This is a genomic window from Streptomyces sp. BV286 (assembly GCF_019090165.1).
GTDB lineage: Bacteria > Actinomycetota > Actinomycetes > Streptomycetales > Streptomycetaceae > Streptomyces.
Map to the genome: position 1 here is coordinate 180,563 of NZ_JAHRIB010000152.1, position 16,461 is coordinate 197,023.

At 70.5% G+C, this 16,461-nt stretch carries 12 protein-coding genes; 9 read left to right on the forward strand and 3 right to left on the reverse strand.

What is annotated here, in order from left to right; translation table 11 throughout:
* Nucleotides 1–110: 110 nt before the first annotated feature.
* Entirely contained in the window at nt 111–1,898 is a 1,788-nt protein-coding gene (locus tag KUF83_RS26685; protein WP_217457470.1) for a serine hydrolase domain-containing protein, read from the reverse strand.
* A gap of 181 nt (nt 1,899–2,079) precedes the next feature.
* Between KUF83_RS26685 and KUF83_RS26690 the strand changes: the two genes are divergently transcribed.
* From KUF83_RS26690 to KUF83_RS26705, 4 genes are all read left to right on the forward strand, one after another.
* Complete coding sequence (locus tag KUF83_RS26690; protein ID WP_217457471.1) at nt 2,080–3,189, forward strand: nitronate monooxygenase family protein; 1,110 nt, start codon at nt 2,080–2,082, stop codon at nt 3,187–3,189.
* Nucleotides 3,186–4,736: an acyl-CoA synthetase gene (locus KUF83_RS26695; protein ID WP_217457472.1), complete on the forward strand. Its 1,551-nt coding sequence runs from the start codon at nt 3,186–3,188 to the stop codon at nt 4,734–4,736. Before KUF83_RS26690 ends, KUF83_RS26695 begins: the two co-directional genes overlap by 4 nt.
* A 193-nt stretch (nt 4,737–4,929) precedes the next feature.
* On the forward strand, nt 4,930–6,456 hold the full coding sequence (locus KUF83_RS26700; RefSeq protein WP_217457473.1) for an acyl-CoA synthetase: 1,527 nt from the start codon (nt 4,930–4,932) through the stop codon (nt 6,454–6,456).
* A gap of 156 nt (nt 6,457–6,612) precedes the next feature.
* Complete coding sequence (locus KUF83_RS26705; protein ID WP_254644403.1) at nt 6,613–8,625, forward strand: sulfatase; 2,013 nt, start codon at nt 6,613–6,615, stop codon at nt 8,623–8,625.
* A gap of 40 nt (nt 8,626–8,665) precedes the next feature.
* Here KUF83_RS26705 and paaK read toward each other — a convergent pair whose 3' ends face one another.
* Both paaK and KUF83_RS26715 read right to left on the reverse strand, forming a co-directional pair.
* Nucleotides 8,666–9,961 carry a phenylacetate--CoA ligase PaaK gene (gene paaK / locus KUF83_RS26710; RefSeq protein WP_217457475.1) on the reverse strand — a complete coding sequence of 432 codons (1,296 nt, stop codon included), beginning with the start codon at nt 9,959–9,961 and terminating at the stop codon, nt 8,666–8,668.
* A gap of 286 nt (nt 9,962–10,247) precedes the next feature.
* Nucleotides 10,248–11,867 (reverse strand): acyl-CoA synthetase, encoded by a 1,620-nt coding sequence (locus KUF83_RS26715; protein ID WP_217457476.1) that lies wholly within the window; start codon nt 11,865–11,867, stop codon nt 10,248–10,250.
* 187 nt (nt 11,868–12,054) lie between these two features.
* Between KUF83_RS26715 and KUF83_RS26720 the strand changes: the two genes are divergently transcribed.
* The 5 genes from KUF83_RS26720 to KUF83_RS26740 all read left to right on the forward strand — a co-directional run bounded on the left by KUF83_RS26720 (nt 12,055) and on the right by KUF83_RS26740 (nt 16,454).
* Nucleotides 12,055–12,855, forward strand: coding sequence for a crotonase/enoyl-CoA hydratase family protein (locus tag KUF83_RS26720; RefSeq protein ID WP_217457477.1), 801 nt, complete (start codon nt 12,055–12,057; stop codon nt 12,853–12,855).
* A gap of 103 nt (nt 12,856–12,958) precedes the next feature.
* Nucleotides 12,959–13,900, forward strand: coding sequence for a Zn-ribbon domain-containing OB-fold protein (locus KUF83_RS26725; RefSeq protein ID WP_217457478.1), 942 nt, complete (start codon nt 12,959–12,961; stop codon nt 13,898–13,900).
* Entirely contained in the window at nt 13,901–14,965 is a 1,065-nt protein-coding gene (locus KUF83_RS26730) for a thiolase domain-containing protein (RefSeq protein WP_217457479.1), read from the forward strand.
* Nucleotides 14,962–16,128, forward strand: a complete 1,167-nt coding sequence (locus KUF83_RS26735; RefSeq protein WP_217457480.1) for a thiolase domain-containing protein — start codon at nt 14,962–14,964, stop codon at nt 16,126–16,128. The genes KUF83_RS26730 and KUF83_RS26735 overlap by 4 nt, the downstream gene beginning before the upstream one ends.
* An 83-nt stretch (nt 16,129–16,211) precedes the next feature.
* Entirely contained in the window at nt 16,212–16,454 is a 243-nt protein-coding gene (locus KUF83_RS26740) for a DUF397 domain-containing protein (protein ID WP_055617755.1), read from the forward strand.
* Nucleotides 16,455–16,461: the final 7 nt, after the last annotated feature.

The following is a 16,461-nucleotide window of genomic DNA, read 5'->3' on the forward strand; positions in this document are numbered from 1 at the left end:
GAATCCGCGCGAGCGACACCCCTGACGTTGCGAAGCGCAGACGCGTCCGCCACGGACGGCACACCGCCGAAAGCGGCTTGCGGCAGGGGGACTTCGCCGCCGCCGGGTACTCAGGTCGAGGACGCCACCCAGCCCACGGCCTCGACGCGCGTGGCGTCCGCCGGCCGGGCCTCGTCGAACACGACCCGGCCGTCGTCCCGCACCCGCAGCGCGTCGACGTACACGCCCCGGCCCACGTACAGCCGGTCCGTCGTGTACCGCCAGCGCAGGACGAACCGGCCGGCCCCGGGGAGATCCGCGTCGAGCCGGTGCCAGGTCCGGCCCGACCAGCCCGTCACCGACCCGGCGGGATGCTCCCGCGGAGCCTGCCCGCGGCGCACGGTGCGGAACGGCACCGGCTGCCAGGTCGTGCCACCGTCCGCCGAGGCCTCCAGGAAGAGGGCGTCCGCCTGCGGTTCGACGTCCCACCACAGGGCGCACCGAAAACGACCTCCGGCCCCGACGTCCAGCGCGGGCAGGGTCAGTGTCGCGGACGTGCCGGCCGCCATGCCGGAGAACCAGGCCGTACGCCCTCGGGCGGGCCGGACCGGCACCGCGCGGGCGAGGTTGTTGGCGGCGGCGACCCGGGGAGCGGAACCCGATCGCCAACTGCGCACGGGATGGACGGAGTTGCCGAGCACGACGAGGAAGGAGTCCGTCGTCGGGTCGAGGACCAGGGACGTCCCCGTGAATCCGGTGTGACCGGCGGTGCGCGGGGTGGCCATGGCTCCCATGAACCAGTGCTGGTACAGCTCGAAGCCGAGACCGTGCTCGTCCCCGGGGAAGGCCGTGTTGAAGTCGGTGAACATCAGGTCCACGGACTCGGGTTCCAGGATGCGCGCGCTGCCGTACACACCGCCGTTGAGCAGCGTACGGCCGAGGACCGCGAGGTCCCACGCGGTGGAGAAGACACCGGCGTGACCCGCCACGCCGCCCAGGCTGTACGCGTTCTCGTCGTGCACCTCGCCCCATACGAGGCCGCGGTCGAGGCCGGACCAGGGTTTGCGGGCGTCCTCGGTGGCGGCGATCTTCGGCTTCCAGGAGGGCGGTGGGTTGAAGCGGGTGCGGCGCATGCCGAGCGGCGCGGTGATCCCGTCGCGGAGCAGGGCGTCCAGGGAGCGGCCGGTGATCTTTTCCAGGACGAGCTGGAGCGAGATCAGGTTGAGGTCCGAGTAGAGGTACGTGGTGCCCGGCGGGTTGAGAGGTGCCTCCTTCCAGATGAGCCGGAGCTTGTCCTCGTGGGTCGGTGCGTTGTAGAGCGGGATCCAGGCGCGGAAACCCGAGGTGTGCGTGAGGAGTTGACGGACCGTGATGTCCTGTTTGCCCGCGCCGCCGAAGTCCGGGAGGTACGAGGCGACTCTGCCCTCCAACTCCAGCGTGCCGCGCTCGATCTGCTGCACGGCGAGGATCGACGTGAACAGCTTCGACACCGAGGCGAGGTCGAAGACCGTGTCCTCGGACATCGGGATCTGCTGCTCGGCGGGCAACTCCACGGCCGTGTCGGTCTTCTCGTCGTACGCCGAGTAGCGCACCGCCTTGCCGATCGGCCGGTGCAGGGCGACCGTGCCGCCGCGACCCGCGAGCAGCACCGCACCCGCGTACCAAGGGTGTTCGGGGGAGGGACCGAGGAACGTCTCGGCGTCGTCGACCAGTTGGCGCAGGGAGGCGGGGAGCAGCCCGGCGCGTTCGGCGGAGCCGCGCCGCAGGGTCGGGTGTCGGCCGCGGCCGCCGTTGCTCTCCGTGGCGCCTGGGGCCGCCGAGGCGGCCGGCAGGGGCGCCAGGATCAGTGCGCCGCCCAGCGCCGTCAGGCCTCGGCCCACCTGCCGACGGGACGGCCCGCCGCCCGCTCTGTCCGCCATCGAAGAGCCTCCTGTCGCGCCGCCTGAAAGTATCTTTCCGGGTTCGCCGTGCCCGATGAAACTTTTGTGTCGGGCGAGTCCGGTGTCAACGGTGCCGCTCCGACTCCTCGCGGACCGAGAAAACTGACGGTGCATCAGAAAAGGTCTTCCTTCGTCCGGAGGACTGCGGCATCCTGCGCCCATGCAGACGGAGCTGAGCAAGAAACTGGGAGTCGAGCACGCCCTCTTCGGCTTCACGCCGTTCCCCGCCGTCGCCGCTGCCATCAGCCGGGCCGGCGGACTCGGCGTGCTCGGCGCGGTCCGCTACACCGACCCCGACGACCTCAAGCGCGACCTCGACTGGCTCGAGGCGCATGTCGACGGAATGCCGTACGGGCTCGATGTCGTCATGCCCGCCAAGAAGGTCGAAGGCGTCACCGAGGCCGACGTGGAGGCGATGATCCCCGAGGGGCACCGCCAGTACGTCAAGGACACCCTGGCCAAGTACGGCGTGCCCGGACTCGCCGAGGGCGAGGTCTCCGGCTGGCGCATCACCGGCTGGATGGAACAGGTCGCCCGCACCCAACTGGACGTCGCCTTCGACTATCCGATCAAGCTGCTGGCCAACGCGCTCGGTTCACCGCCCGCCGACGTCATCGAGCGCGCCCACGAGCAGGGCGTCCTCGTCGCCGCGCTCGCGGGCAGCGCCCGGCACGCGCGCAAACACGCGGAGGCGGGCATCGACATCATCGTCGCCCAGGGCTACGAGGCCGGCGGCCACACCGGTGAGATCGCCTCGATGGTGCTCACCCCCGAGGTCGTCGAAGCCGTCGCGCCGCTGCCCGTGCTCGCGGCGGGTGGCATCGGCAGCGGTCAGCAGATGGCCGCCGCGCTCACACTCGGCGCCCAGGGTGTGTGGCTCGGCTCCATATGGCTGACCACCACAGAGGCCGACATGCACTCGCGCGCACTGACCCAGAAGCTGCTGGCCGCCGGGTCCGGCGACACGGTCCGCTCGCGCGCGCTGACCGGGAAACCCGCACGGCAACTGCGCACCGAATGGACCGACGCCTGGGACGACCCGAACGGACCCGGGACGCTCCCCATGCCCCTGCAGGGCCTGCTCGTCGCCGAGGCCGTCTCACGGATCCAGAAGCACGAGGTGGAGCCACTGCTCGGCACGCCCGTGGGACAGATCGTCGGCCGGATGAACACCGAACGCGGCGTCCAGGAAGTCGTCGACGACCTCACACGCGACTTCGAGAAGGCCGTGGACCGACTCAACCGCATCGCCGGAAGGAGCCACGAGTGAGTCAGCCCCCAGGCGGCTTCTGGGCCCAGGCCACCGCCGACCCCGAGCGCACCGTCCTCGTCGCGACCGACGGAGAGGAGTGGACCGCGGGCCGCCTGCACGCCGAGGCGAACCGCCTGGTGCACGCGCTGCGCGCCGCCGGCCTCGAACGCGGTGACGCCTTCGCCGTCGTCCTGCCCAACGGCGTCGAGTTCCTCACCGCGTACCTCGCCGCCTCCCAGGCCGGTCTCTACCTCGTGCCCGTCAACCACCATCTCGTCGGGCCCGAGATCGCCTGGATCGTCGCCGACTCCGGGGCCAAGGTGCTGATCGCCCACGAGCGGTTCGGCGCCGCCGCCCGCCACGCGGCCGACGAGGCGAAGCTCCCGGAGAACCGGCGGTACGCGGTCGGCTCCGTCGAGGGTTTCCGGCCGTACGGCGAACTCCTCGACGGGCAGCCCGGATCGGTGCCCGGTGACCGGACGCTCGGCTGGGTCATGAACTACACCTCCGGCACCACGGGCCGTCCGCGCGGCATCAGGCGCCCGCTGCCCGGCAAGCTCCCCGAGGAGACGTATCTCGGCGGATTCCTCGGCATCTTCGGCATCAAGCCGTTCGACGACAACGTGCATCTGGTGTGTTCGCCGCTCTACCACACGGCCGTCCTCCAGTTCGCGGGCGCGTCCCTGCACATCGGGCACCGGCTGGTGCTGATGGACAAGTGGACGCCCGAGGAGATGCTCCGGCTCATCGACACCCACCGGTGCACGCACACCCACATGGTCCCGACGCAGTTCCACCGCCTGCTGGCGCTGCCGGAGCACACCAGGGCGGCGTACGACGTGTCGTCCATGCGGCATGCCATCCACGGCGCCGCACCCTGCCCGGACCACGTGAAACGCGCCATGATCGAGTGGTGGGGCCACAGCGTCGAGGAGTACTACGCGGCCAGTGAGGGCGGCGGCGCCTTCGCCACCGCGGAGGACTGGCTGAAGAAGCCCGGCACGGTAGGCAAGGCCTGGCCGATCAGCGAACTCGCCGTCTTCGACGACGACGGGAACAAGGTGCCGCCCGGTGAACTCGGCACCGTCTACATGAAGATGAGCACCGGCGGATTCTCGTATCACAAGGACGAGACCAAGACGAGAAAGAACCGCATCGGGGACTTCTTCACCGTCGGAGACCTGGGATATCTCGACGAGGACGGGTATCTCTTCCTCCGCGACCGGAAGATCGACATGATCATCTCGGGCGGGGTCAACATCTACCCCGCCGAGATCGAGGCCGCGCTGCTCACCCACCCCGCCGTCGCCGACGCGGCCGCCTTCGGGATACCGCACGACGACTGGGGCGAGACGGTGAAGGCGGTCGTCGAACCCGCCCCCGGCTTCGAACCGGGCGAGGCGCTGGCGGTGGAGATCCTGGGGCACTGCGAGCGGCAACTGGCCGGATACAAACGGCCCGGGAGCGTCGACTTCATCGAGGTGATGCCGCGCGACCCCAACGGCAAGCTGTACAAGCGGCGCCTGCGGGACCCGTACTGGGAGGGCCGCACACGGGCCGTGTGAGGTCTGGGGGAGAGGTGTGTGGCCCCACTCCATGTGGCCCGTCTCCATGTAGGTCCGCACCATGTAGGTCCGCCCCATGTCGGTCCGCCCTATGTGGTTCGGATCCATGTGGGGCGGCCTGGGGCGAGGGCCGCCCAAGCCTCGTGCCCGTCCGGCTTGACCTGCCGCGTGGACGGGCCGAGGATCATGTGCCATGACGCCTGGACACGGCAGCACGGTCGACGGGGTGCTGCGGCGCAGCGCCCGGCGCACCCCGGCGCGCGTCGCGGTCACCTACCGCGAGCGCTCCTGGACGTACGCCGAACTCGACGAGGCCGTCTCACGGGCGGCCCAGGTGCTGCGCTCCTCGGACCTGGCCCCCGGCGACCGCGTCGGCGCCTACGGGCACAACTCGGACGCGTACCTCATCGGGTTCCTGGCCTGCTCCCGCGCCGGGCTCGTCCACGTGCCGGTCAACCAGAACCTGACGGGCGACGACCTCGCGTACATCGTCGGCCAGTCCGGCAGCGCGCTCGTCCTGGCCGACCCGGACCTCGCGGACCGGCTCCCCGACGGCGTACGGGTGCTGCCGCTGCGCGACGCCGAGGACTCGCTGCTCGCGCGGCTGGACTCGACGCCCGCGTACGACGGCCCGGAGCCGCGCACCGAGGACCTGGTGCAGTTGCTCTACACCTCGGGCACGACCGCGCTGCCCAAGGGCGCGATGATGACCCACCGCGCGCTGGTGCACGAGTACCTGAGCGCGATCACCGCTCTCGACCTGAGCGCCGGCGACCTGCCCGTGCACTCGCTGCCGCTCTACCACTCGGCGCAGATGCACGTCTTCCTGCTGCCGTACCTGGCGGTCGGCGCCCGGAACACCATCCTCGACGCTCCCGACGCCGACCAGCTCTTCGACCTCGTCGAGGCAGGCCGGGCGGACAGCCTCTTCGCGCCGCCCACCGTCTGGATCGGTCTGTCGAACCGCCCCGACTTCGCGACACGCGACCTCAGCGGGCTGCGCAAGGCGTACTACGGGGCCTCGGTCATGCCGGTGCCCGTACTGGAACGGCTGCGGTCCCGGCTGCCGAAGCTGGCCTTCTACAACTGTTTCGGCCAGAGCGAGATCGGTCCGCTGTCCATGGTCCTCTCGCCGCACGAGCACCGGAAGAAGCGCATGGACTCGTGCGGACGCCCGGTGCTGTTCGTGGACGCGCGGGTGGTCGACGAGGAGGGCAAGGACGTACCGGACGGCACCTCGGGCGAGGTCGTCTACCGGTCGCCGCAGCTCTGCGAGGGCTACTGGGACAAGCCCGAGGAGACGGCCGCGGCCTTCCGGGACGGCTGGTTCCACTCCGGTGATCTCGTGGTGCGGGACGCCGAGGGGTACTTCACCGTCGTCGACCGGGTGAAGGACGTCATCAACTCCGGCGGCGTACTGGTCGCCTCGCGGCAGGTCGAGGACGCTCTCTACACCCATCCCGAGGTGGCCGAGGCCGCGGTGATCGGCCTTCCGGACGAGCGGTGGATCGAGGCGGTCACCGCGGTGGTCGTTCCCCGCGGTGACGTCACGGAGGACGAACTGGTCGCCCACGTGCGCGAGGGGCTCGCGCACTTCAAGGCACCGAAGCGGGTGCTGTTCGTGGACGAGCTGCCGCGCAACGCGAGCGGGAAGATCCTCAAGCGGGAACTGCGGGACCGGTTCGGGGCGGATTCCCCCGCGAGCGGGGCCGGTGGTTGAATCCCTGGTGGCGGGATCCTCGCCGGGTTGAACTGAACCCGCCGGTGAGCCGTACCAGTAACGGCGGCCCGACCACCCGAGCCTGGTCCGCCGAGTCGCCACCGGGTTTCGCACGGAAGGACCTTCGGGTTGTCTCGCACCACGAACTCTCGCCAGTTGCCGGACCCGGATCAGGCAGCCCCGGAGGAACCCGAGACGCCGGAGGCACTGCCACCGGCGGACAACCCGGCCGTCGAGCAGGCGGACACGCCCACCGGGAAGCAGACGGACACGCCCGCCGAGGAGCAGGAAGCGCCGGCCGAGGGTGCGCTCGCGTCGGCTGGAACCGAGGGCGTGGACGCCCCCACTGAGGACACCGAGGACCCCAGGGACACCGAGGACCCCAAGGACACCGATGGCGAGGGCGGCCCCAGGAAGCCCGAGGGCACCGGGGCATCCGCAGCCGAGTCCGCCGCGGTCGCCTCCGACGGCAAGGACGCGCCCGCCGACGGGGAAGTGGCGAGTGAAGAGCCCGCGGCCCGCCGTGGCTGGCGTGCCAGGCACCCCGTCGCGGCCCGGAACGTGGCCCACACGATCACCGCACTCGCCGCCGTGCTCGTACTCTTCGCGCTACTCATGCCGAACGACCCGGACCGCTTCCGGCCGGCCGTGTTCGCCCGTCTGCCGGTCGAGGCGATATTCGGCGCGGCCGTCCTCATCGTCCTGCCGAAGACACTGCGGCTGGTGACGGCGGCCCTCGCCGGTCTGGCGCTCGGCGCGCTGACCCTCCTGAACCTTCTCGACATCGGCTTCAACGAATTCCTCGGGCGCGGCTTCAACGTCGTACTCGACTGGATACTGTTCGACGACGCCCAGTCGTACCTCGAGGACTCGATGGGCAGGGCCGGGGCGATCGCTGTCGTGATCGCGGTCGTCGTGCTCGTCCTCGCCGTGCTCGTCCTGATGATCCTTTCCGTCGTCCGGCTCGCCAACCTGCTGGCCCGGCACAGCGGCCGGGCGACGCGGGCCACTCTCGTCGCCGGCACCGTCTGGGTCGCCTGTTCGGCGCTCGGCGTGCAGTTCGCGGGGGTGCAGTTCGCGGCGCGCAGCACCGCGGGGGCCGTCCAGAACCGGGTGGACCGGGTACAGGCGACCCTCAAGGACGAGGCGGAGTTCGCCAAGGAGGCCAGGCGGGACACCTTCGCCAGGACGCCCGGCGACCAACTGCTCACCGACCTGCGCGGCAAGGACGTCATCTTCAGCTTCATCGAGAGCTACGGCCGCAGCGCCATCGAGGACCCGGTCACGGCCCCCGGCGTGGACGCCACGCTCGCCGACAAGACCGAGGAGCTGACCAAGGCCGGGTACGCGGCCAAGAGCGGCTGGCTCACGTCGGCGACGTACGGGGGCAGCAGCTGGCTCGGCCACTCCACCTTCCTGTCGGGTCTGTGGATCAGCAACCAGGCCCGCTACCGCACGGTCACCGCGGGCGATCACCTGACGCTCACCGGTGCCTTCAAGCGCACAGGCGCCTGGCGGACCGTGGGCATCATGCCCGGCGTGCAGAAGAGCTGGCCCGAGGGGAAGTTCTACGGCCTCGACAACATCTACGACTCGCGGGAACTCGGCTACCAGGGACCGAAGTTCAGCTGGTCGACCATGCCCGACCAGTACGCCCTGAGTGCCTTCGAGCGCCTGGAGCACGGCAAGAAGCACGACAAGCCGCTGATGTCGGAGATCATCCTGACCTCCAGCCACCAGCCGTGGGCACCCATCCCCAGGACGATCCCCTGGGACGAGGTCGGTGACGGCTCCGTCTACAAGGACATCGAGAAGGAGGGCAAGAGGGCCTCGGACGTCTTCTACGACTCCACGAAGGTCAAGGAGGAGTACGGCAAATCCATCGAGTACTCGGTGACCAGCCTCATCGACTACGTGGTGAAGTACGGCAACAAGAACACCGTGCTGGTCTTCCTCGGCGATCACCAGCCCCTGGCCCGGGTCAGCGGCGACAAGGCCGACTGGGACGTGCCGATCTCGATCGTCGCCCGCGACAAGTCCGTACTCGACAAGATCGACGACTGGGGCTGGACGGAAGGGCTGAAGCCCGGCTCCAAGGCTCCGGTCTGGCGGATGGACTCCTTCCGTGACCGGTTCCTGACCGCGTACGGCTCGACGCCCAGGCCGTAGCGGGTGTCGTGGACGAACCTGGACGGCTCGGCGGGAAGGCCTAGCGCGGGCGCAGGTCCACGATGCGCCTGATCTTGCCCACCGACCGTTCCAGCGACTCCGGTTCGACGATCTCGACCTCGGCCGAGACACCGATGCCGTCCTTCACGGCCGCCGCGATGGCCCGTGCGGCCGTCTCGCGGAGTTCCGGCGTGGCACCGGCGCGTGCCTCGGCCCGCACGGTGAGCGAGTCGAGGCGGCCCTCGCGGGTCAGCCGGAGCTGGAAGTGCGGGGCGACGCCCGGTGTGCGCAGCACGATCTCCTCGATCTGGGTGGGGAAGAGGTTCACGCCGCGCACGATGACCAGGTCGTCGCTTCGGCCGGTGACCTTGGCCATCCGGCGGAAGACACGGGCCGTACCGGGCATCAGCCGCGTCAGGTCCCGGGTCCGGTAGCGGATCACGGGCATCGCCTCCTTGGTGAGGGAGGTGAACACCAACTCGCCCTCCTCGCCGTCCGGCAGCACCTCGCCGGTGAGCGGATCGACGACCTCCGGGTAGAAGTGGTCCTCCCAGACGTGCAGTCCGTCCTTCGTCTCCACGCACTCCTGGGCCACTCCGGGGCCGATCACCTCCGACAGCCCGTATATGTCGACCGCGTCGATCGCGAACCGTTCCTCGATCTCGCGGCGCATCTCCTCGGTCCACGGCTCGGCACCGAAGATGCCCACGCGCAGCGAGGTGCGGCGCGGGTCCACACCCTGCCGCTCGAACTCGTCGAGGATCGTCAGCATGTACGAGGGCGTCACCATGATGATGCCGGGCTCCAGGTCCTGGATCAGCTGGACCTGGCGGGCCGTCATGCCACCGGACGCGGGGACGACCGTACAGCCGAGGCGCTCGGCGCCGTAGTGCGCGCCGAGCCCGCCGGTGAACAGCCCGTAGCCGTACGCCACATGCGCGATGTCGCCCGGCCGGCCGCCGGCCGCGCGGATCGAACGGGCCACCATGTCGGACCACATGGACAGGTCGTTCCCGGTGTAGCCGACGACCGTGGGGCGTCCCGTGGTGCCGCTGGAGGCATGGATGCGGCGGATACGGTCGCGGGGCACGGCGAACATCCCGTACGGGTAGTTGTCGCGCAGGTCCGCCTTGGTGGTGAAGGGGAAGCGGGCCAGATCGGCGAGCGAGCGGCAGTCCTCGGGGCGGAGCCCGGCCTTGTCGAAGGAGGCGCGGTAGAACGGCACGTTCTCGTACGCGTGCCGCAGGGATGCTGTCAGCCGCCGCAGTTGCAGTGCGCGCAGACCGTCCGCGTCTAGCCTCTCGCCCGCGTCCAGCAGGTCCGTCGCATCCGCCATCGGGACCGCTCCCTCACCAGCCGCGCCCTTGCGGACGACCGATCATTCGGTCGCCCCGTTCGGGATCAGTAAGGCAAAGGTGCGGGCAGGTCGTCAAGGGTGGGCGGGACGTCGCGGGGGAGTGCACGTGGTGCTGTACGGCCGTTCGGCGGAGTCCGGTGGGTGTCGTGGAGCCGTCTCCCGTGGGCCGGGCCCCCGCATCTCGCCGCCGGTGGGCGGAACGCGGGGGTGACGACCAGGAGAGGCAGGAGCGGGGGAGGCTACTGTGCGGCCTCCGCCGCGGCGGCTACTGTGCGGCCTCCGCCGCCACCGAGCGCGCCCACCGGTAGTCCGCCTTGCCGCTCGGGGAGCGCTGGATGGCTTCCGTGATCACCAGTCGGCGCGGGATCTTGTAGCCCGCCAGATGCGTACGGCAGTGGGTCTGGATGTCGCCCAGCGAGGGCCGCCCCGCGCCTTCGCGCAACTGCACCACGGCCGCCACGTGGTTGCCCCAGGTCTCGTCGGGCACTCCGGCCACCAGCGCGTCGTAGACGTCCGGATGCGATTTGAGTGCCTGCTCGACCTCCTCCGGATACACCTTCTCCCCGCCGGTGTTGATGCACTGCGAGCCGCGGCCCAGGACGGTGACGACGCCCTCCTCGTCGACGGTCGCCATGTCGCCGAGGAGCACCCACCGCTCGCCGTCCTTCTCGAAGAAGGTCTCGGCTGTCTTCTTCGGGTCGTTGTAGTAGCCGAGAGGTACGTGCCCGCGCTGGGCGACGCGGCCGGGCTCGCCGACGGCGACCGGCTCGTACGTCGCCGGATCGACCACCTGGGTACGGGAGTTGACCTGGATGCGGAATCCGCGGGTTGGGCCGGAGTCGGCCGTCGCCGTGCCGTTGAAGCCCGACTCCGAGGAACCGAAGTTGTTGAGCAGCATCACGTTCGGCACCAGGGCCTGGAACTGTGCGCGCACCGTCTCCGACATGATCGCTCCGGACGAGGAGACGCTGAACATGGAGGAGCAGTCGGTGCCCTTCATGGGCCCGTTCAGCGCGTCGATGAGCGGCCGCAGCATCGCGTCGCCGACCAGGGACATGCTGGTGACCTTCTCCTTCTCGACGGTCCGCAGCACCTCGGCGGGCACGAACTTGCTGTGGATCACGACGCGTTGGCCGAAGTAGAAGCCGATGAAGGCGGTGAGGGTGGAGGTGCCGTGCATCAGCGGGGCCGTGGGGAAGAAGGTGATCCCGTCACCCCCGGCCGCGACCCGCTCGGCGAGCTCCTCCGGTGTCTTCACCGGCTCTCCCGTGGGGGCGCCGCCGCCCAACCCCGAGAAGAACAAGTCCTCCTGACGCCACATCACACCCTTCGGCATCCCGGTCGTGCCGCCGGTGTAGATGATGAACTGGTCGTCGGCGGAGCGCGGCGGGAAGTCGCGCCCGGGTGATCCGGCGGCCTCGGCGTCGGTGAAGTCCACGGCGGGCAGGGCGGGCGCGTCCGGTGCGGGGACGCCCACCCGTACGAGATGCCGCAGGGTCGCGGCCCGTGGCAGGGTCGCCGCGACCCGCTCGGTGAACTCCGCGTCGAACACCAGCGCCACCAGGTCCGCGTCCCGGTAGAGGTAGACCAACTCCTCCTCGACATAGCGGTAGTTGACGTTGACCGGCACGATCCGCGCCTTCAGGCAGCCAAGGACGGTCTGCAGGTACTCGATGCCGTTGTAGAGGTGCAGCCCGAGGTGCTCGCCGGGGCGGACACCGCTGTCGATCAGGTGGTGCGCGATCCGGTTCGCCGCCGCGTCCAGTTCCGCGTACGTGAGGCGGCGCTCGGCTCCCGTACCGGGATGGTCGATGTGGACGAGGGCCTCACGGTCGGGGACCACGTCGGCCACCGACTCGAACAGGTCGGCAAGGTTGTACTCCACCGCTCCTCCTGACCCCGGCAAGCATCGACGAATGGACGTGCGTCATCGCTTCGCCGGTCATCAGAGCAAAGCCCGCCACAACTGTGAAGGGTCCGCGCAGAAGAAATCTGACTGCCTGTCAGAAAACCCTTGAACTGGTCCCTCCACTCCTGCAACCTGTTCTCGTTCCTGAGACGGGAGGACGGCAATGGGTGGGACGGAACACCTCACCGTGCAGCGCGAAGGCGCCACACTGGTGCTCACGCTCAACAGGCCCGAGGCGAAGAACGCGCTCTCGCTCGCGATGCTGGTCGGCCTGTACGACGGCTGGGTCGAGGCCGACGCGGACGACTCCGTGCGCTCGATCGTCCTGACCGGCGCGGGCGGCGCCTTCTGCGCGGGCATGGACCTCAAGGCCCTCGCGGGCAAGGGGATGGAGGGACAGCAGTACCGGGACCGCCTCAAGGCCGACCCCGATCTGCACTGGAAGGCGATGCTGCGCCATCACCGACCACGCAAACCCGTGATCGCCGCGGTCGAGGGCCACTGCGTGGCCGGCGGTACCGAGATCCTCCAGGGGACCGACATCCGGGTCGCCGGGGAGTCGGCCACCTTCGGGCTCTTCGAGGTCAAGCGCGGTCTGTTCCCGATCGGAGGCTCCACGGTCCGCCTCCAGCGCCAGATACCGCGGACGCACGCGCTGGAGATGCTCCTCACCGGCCGCGCGTACTCGGCCCGGGAGGCCGCCGGCATCGGGCTGATCGGCCAGGTGGTCCCCGACGGGACGGCCCTGGAGAAGGCCCTCGCCGTCGCCGGGCAGATCAACGCCTGCGGACCGCTGGCGGTCGAGGCCGTCAAGGCGTCGGTGTACGAGACCGCCGAGATGGCCGAGTCCGACGGGCTCGCGGCCGAGCTGAAGCGGGGGTGGCCGATCTTCGACACGGCCGACGCGAAGGAGGGGGCGCGGGCCTTCGCCGAGCACCGCCCGCCGGTCTTCCGGCGGGAGTGAGCCCGCTGCGGCCGGCGCGCGGTCATGGCGCCGTCGTGGCCCGCCGCACCGTTGCCCGCGCCCCCGACAGGGCGCGGCCCCACCGTCCCGCAAGGAGAATCCCGTGCCCGAAGTCCTCAAAGCTCCCCTGGTCGTCGAGTTTCCCTTCACCCGCTCCCTCGGCCCCGTTCAGAGCGCCTTTCTCACAGGCCTGCGGGAGAGGGTCGTGCTCGGAGTACACACCGGGGACGGGCGGGTGCTGGTGCCACCCGTCGAGTACGACCCCGAGACCTCCGAAGAACTCAGCGAGCTCGTCGAGGTCGCGCCCACCGGGACCGTCAGCACCTGGGCCTGGAACCACGAACCCCGCCGGGGCCAGCCGCTGGACACCCCGTTCGCCTGGGTCCTGGTGCGTCTGGACGGGGCCGACACCGCCCTCCTGCACGCCCTCGACGCCCCGGGCCCCGACGCCGTGCACACCGGGATGCGGGTCCGTGTCCGGTGGGCCGGGGAACGGTCGGGTGCCATCACCGACATCGCCTGCTTCGAACCGTACGACGGCGCCGGCGCCGAACCCACCGGCAGCGACGGCCGGTTCGAGGACATGGTGACCGGCATCGTCGCGCCTGCCCGCCTCGACTACACCTACTCGCCCGGCCGCGCCCAGTCCGGCTACCTTCACGCACTCGGCGATCGCAGGGTCGTCGGAGAGCGCTGCCCGTCGTGCCGCAAGGTGTACGTCCCGCCGAGGGGTGCCTGCCCCACGTGTGGTGTGGCCACATCGGAACAGGTCGAGGTGGGCCCGCGCGGCACCGTCACCACCTACTGCATCGTCAACATCAAGGCGAAGAACCTCGACATCGAAGTGCCGTACGTCTACGCGCACATCGCCCTCGACGGCGCCGACCTCGCCCTGCACGGACGCATCGGCGGCATCCCCTACGACCAGGTGCGCATGGGGCTGCGCGTCGAGCCGGTGTGGCCCGACGGGGGCGGTCACCCCGACCACTACCGGCCCACCGGCGAACCCGACGCGGACTACGAGACGTACAAGGAGCTGTTGTAGATGCCCGCACCGAGGCCGCTGAGGGACATCGCCGTCGTCGCCTTCGCCCAGACCGACCACCTGCGCACCAGCGACGAGCTCTCCGAGGTGGAGATGCTCATGCCGATCCTGCACCAGGTCCTGGCGCAGACCGGGCTGAGGACCAGTGACATCGGCTTCACCTGCTCCGGCTCCACGGACTACCTCGCGGGCCGGGCCTTCTCCTTCACCATGGCACTCGACGGCGTGGGAGCCTGGCCGCCGATCTCCGAGTCCCACGTGGAGATGGACGGGGCCTGGGCGCTGTACGAGGCCTGGACGAAACTCCTCACCGGCGAGGCCGACACCGCGCTCGTGTACGCGTACGGCAAGTCGTCCCCCGGGTCCGTGCGGGACGTGCTGACCCGGCAGCTCGACCCGTACTACGTCGCGCCCCTGTGGCCCGACTCCGTGGCCCTGGCCGCCCTCCAGGCGCAGGCACTCATCGACTCCGGCGACACGGACGAGCCGGCGCTCGCCGCGGTCGCCGCCCGCAGCCGCACCTCGGCCACCGGCAACTCCCATGCCCAGCTGCGCGGTTCGGTGCCGCGGGGCGACTACGCGGTACGCCCCCTGCGGACCGGGGACTGCCCGCCCATCGGCGACGGAGCGGCCGCCGTGATCCTCGCCGCGGGGGAGCGGGCCCGCGAACTGTGCGAGCGCCCCGCCTGGATACGGGGCATCGACCACCGCATCGAGGCCCACGGCCTGGGCGTCCGGGACCTGACCGACTCACCGTCGACCCGGCTGGCGGCGGAGCGGGCGGGGTTGTTCGAACGGCCGGTGGACACAGCCGAGTTGCATGCTCCGTTCACCTCGCAGGAGGTGGTCCTGCGCAAGGCCCTGCGGCTCGGCGACGCCGTCGACGTCAACCCGTCCGGGGGGCCGCTCGCCGCCAACCCCATCATGGCCGCGGGCCTCATCCGCATCGGCGAGGCGGCAGCCCGGATCCAGCGCGGTGACTCCGACCGGGCGCTCGCGCACGCCACCTCGGGTCCCTGTCTGCAACAGAACCTGGTCGCCGTACTGGAAGGAGACCCGCGATGAGCAAGGAGCCCGTGGCCGTCGTCGGGATCGGCCAGACCAAACACGTCGCGGCCCGCAGGGACGTGTCGATCGCGGGACTCGTCCGCGAGGCGGCCCAACGTGCGCTCGCCGACGCGGAGTTGACGTGGTCGGACATCGACGCCGTCGTCATCGGCAAGGCCCCCGACTTCTTCGAGGGCGTCATGATGCCCGAGCTCTACCTCGCCGACGCCCTCGGCGCGGTCGGCAAACCGATGCTGCGCGTCCACACCGCGGGCTCCGTCGGCGGCTCCACCGCGCTCGTCGCCACGAACCTGATCGCGGGCCGCGTCCACGGCACGGTGCTGACCCTCGCCTACGAGAAGCAGTCCGAGTCGAACGCCATGTGGGGCCTGTCCCTGCCGATCCCCTTCCAGCAGCCCCTCCTCGCCGGAGCCGGCGGCTTCTTCGCCCCGCACGTGCGCGCCTACATGCGACGCACGGGCGCCCCCGACGGGGTCGGCGCCCTGGTCGCCTACAAGGACCGCCGCAACGCGCTCAAGAACCCCTACGCGCATCTCCACGAGCACGACATCACCCTGGAGAAGGTCCAGGCCTCGCCCATGCTCTGGGACCCGATCCGCTACTCGGAGACCTGCCCGTCCTCCGACGGCGCCTGCGCGATGATCCTCACCGACCGTGCGGGAGCGGCCCGTTCACCGCGGCCGCCCGCCTGGATGCACGGCGGCGCGATGCGCAGCGAGCCGACTCTCTTCGCGGGGAAGGACTTCGTCTCCCCGCAGGCGGGCAAGGACTGCGCGGCCGACGTGTACCGGCAGGCGGGCGTCGCGGACCCGCGCCGGGACATCGACGCGGTCGAGATGTACGTCCCGTTCTCCTGGTACGAGCCCATGTGGCTGGAGAACCTCGGGTTCGCCGACGAGGGCGAGGGCTGGAAGCTCACCGAGTCCGGGGTGACGGAACTGGACGGCGACCTGCCGGTGAACATGTCGGGCGGGGTGCTGTCCACCAATCCCATCGGGGCCTCCGGGATGATCCGGTTTGCCGAAGCCGCCCTCCAGGTACGGGGGCAGGCCGGAGAGCACCAGGTCGACGGCGCCCGCCGGGTCCTCGGGCATGCCTACGGCGGCGGGTCCCAGTTCTTCTCGATGTGGCTGGTGGGGGCCGAGCCGCCCACCTCCTGAAGCTGTCCCCCTCACGTGGCCTGTGCGCGGCAGTGACCGAAAGCTAGGCTGGCCGCGGACGACGAACCGGGAGGAGCACGGACGTGGCCGAGAGCACCATCCAGCAGCACCCGCTCGCGGGCTGGGACAAGCCGGAGCTGGACCTCAGCAGCGCCGACTGGCATTCCAGCAGCCGTGGGCAGGGTGATGTCCAGATCGCCTTTGTCGAGGGTTTCATCGCGATGCGCAACAGTGGCCGCCCGGAAAGCCCCTCCTTGATCTTCACGCCCGCGGAGTGGGGCGCGTTCGTGTCGGGGGCGCGGGAGGGGGAGTTCGACCTCACTTGAGAAGGTC

Excerpts from the sequence above, each read along its gene's own strand:
- KUF83_RS26685 (WP_217457470.1), bottom strand. The coding sequence starts at position 1,898 with ATGGCGGACAGAGCGGGCGGCGGGCCGTCCCGTCGGCAGGTGGGCCGA.
- KUF83_RS26700 (WP_217457473.1), top strand. The coding sequence starts at position 4,930 with ATGACGCCTGGACACGGCAGCACGGTCGACGGGGTGCTGCGGCGCAGC.
- paaK (WP_217457475.1), bottom strand. The coding sequence starts at position 9,961 with ATGGCGGATGCGACGGACCTGCTGGACGCGGGCGAGAGGCTAGACGCG.
- KUF83_RS26720 (WP_217457477.1), top strand. The coding sequence starts at position 12,055 with ATGGGTGGGACGGAACACCTCACCGTGCAGCGCGAAGGCGCCACACTG.
- KUF83_RS26730 (WP_217457479.1), top strand. The coding sequence starts at position 13,901 with ATGCCCGCACCGAGGCCGCTGAGGGACATCGCCGTCGTCGCCTTCGCC.
- KUF83_RS26735 (WP_217457480.1), top strand. The coding sequence starts at position 14,962 with ATGAGCAAGGAGCCCGTGGCCGTCGTCGGGATCGGCCAGACCAAACAC.
- KUF83_RS26690 (WP_217457471.1), top strand. The coding sequence starts at position 2,080 with ATGCAGACGGAGCTGAGCAAGAAACTGGGAGTCGAGCACGCCCTCTTC.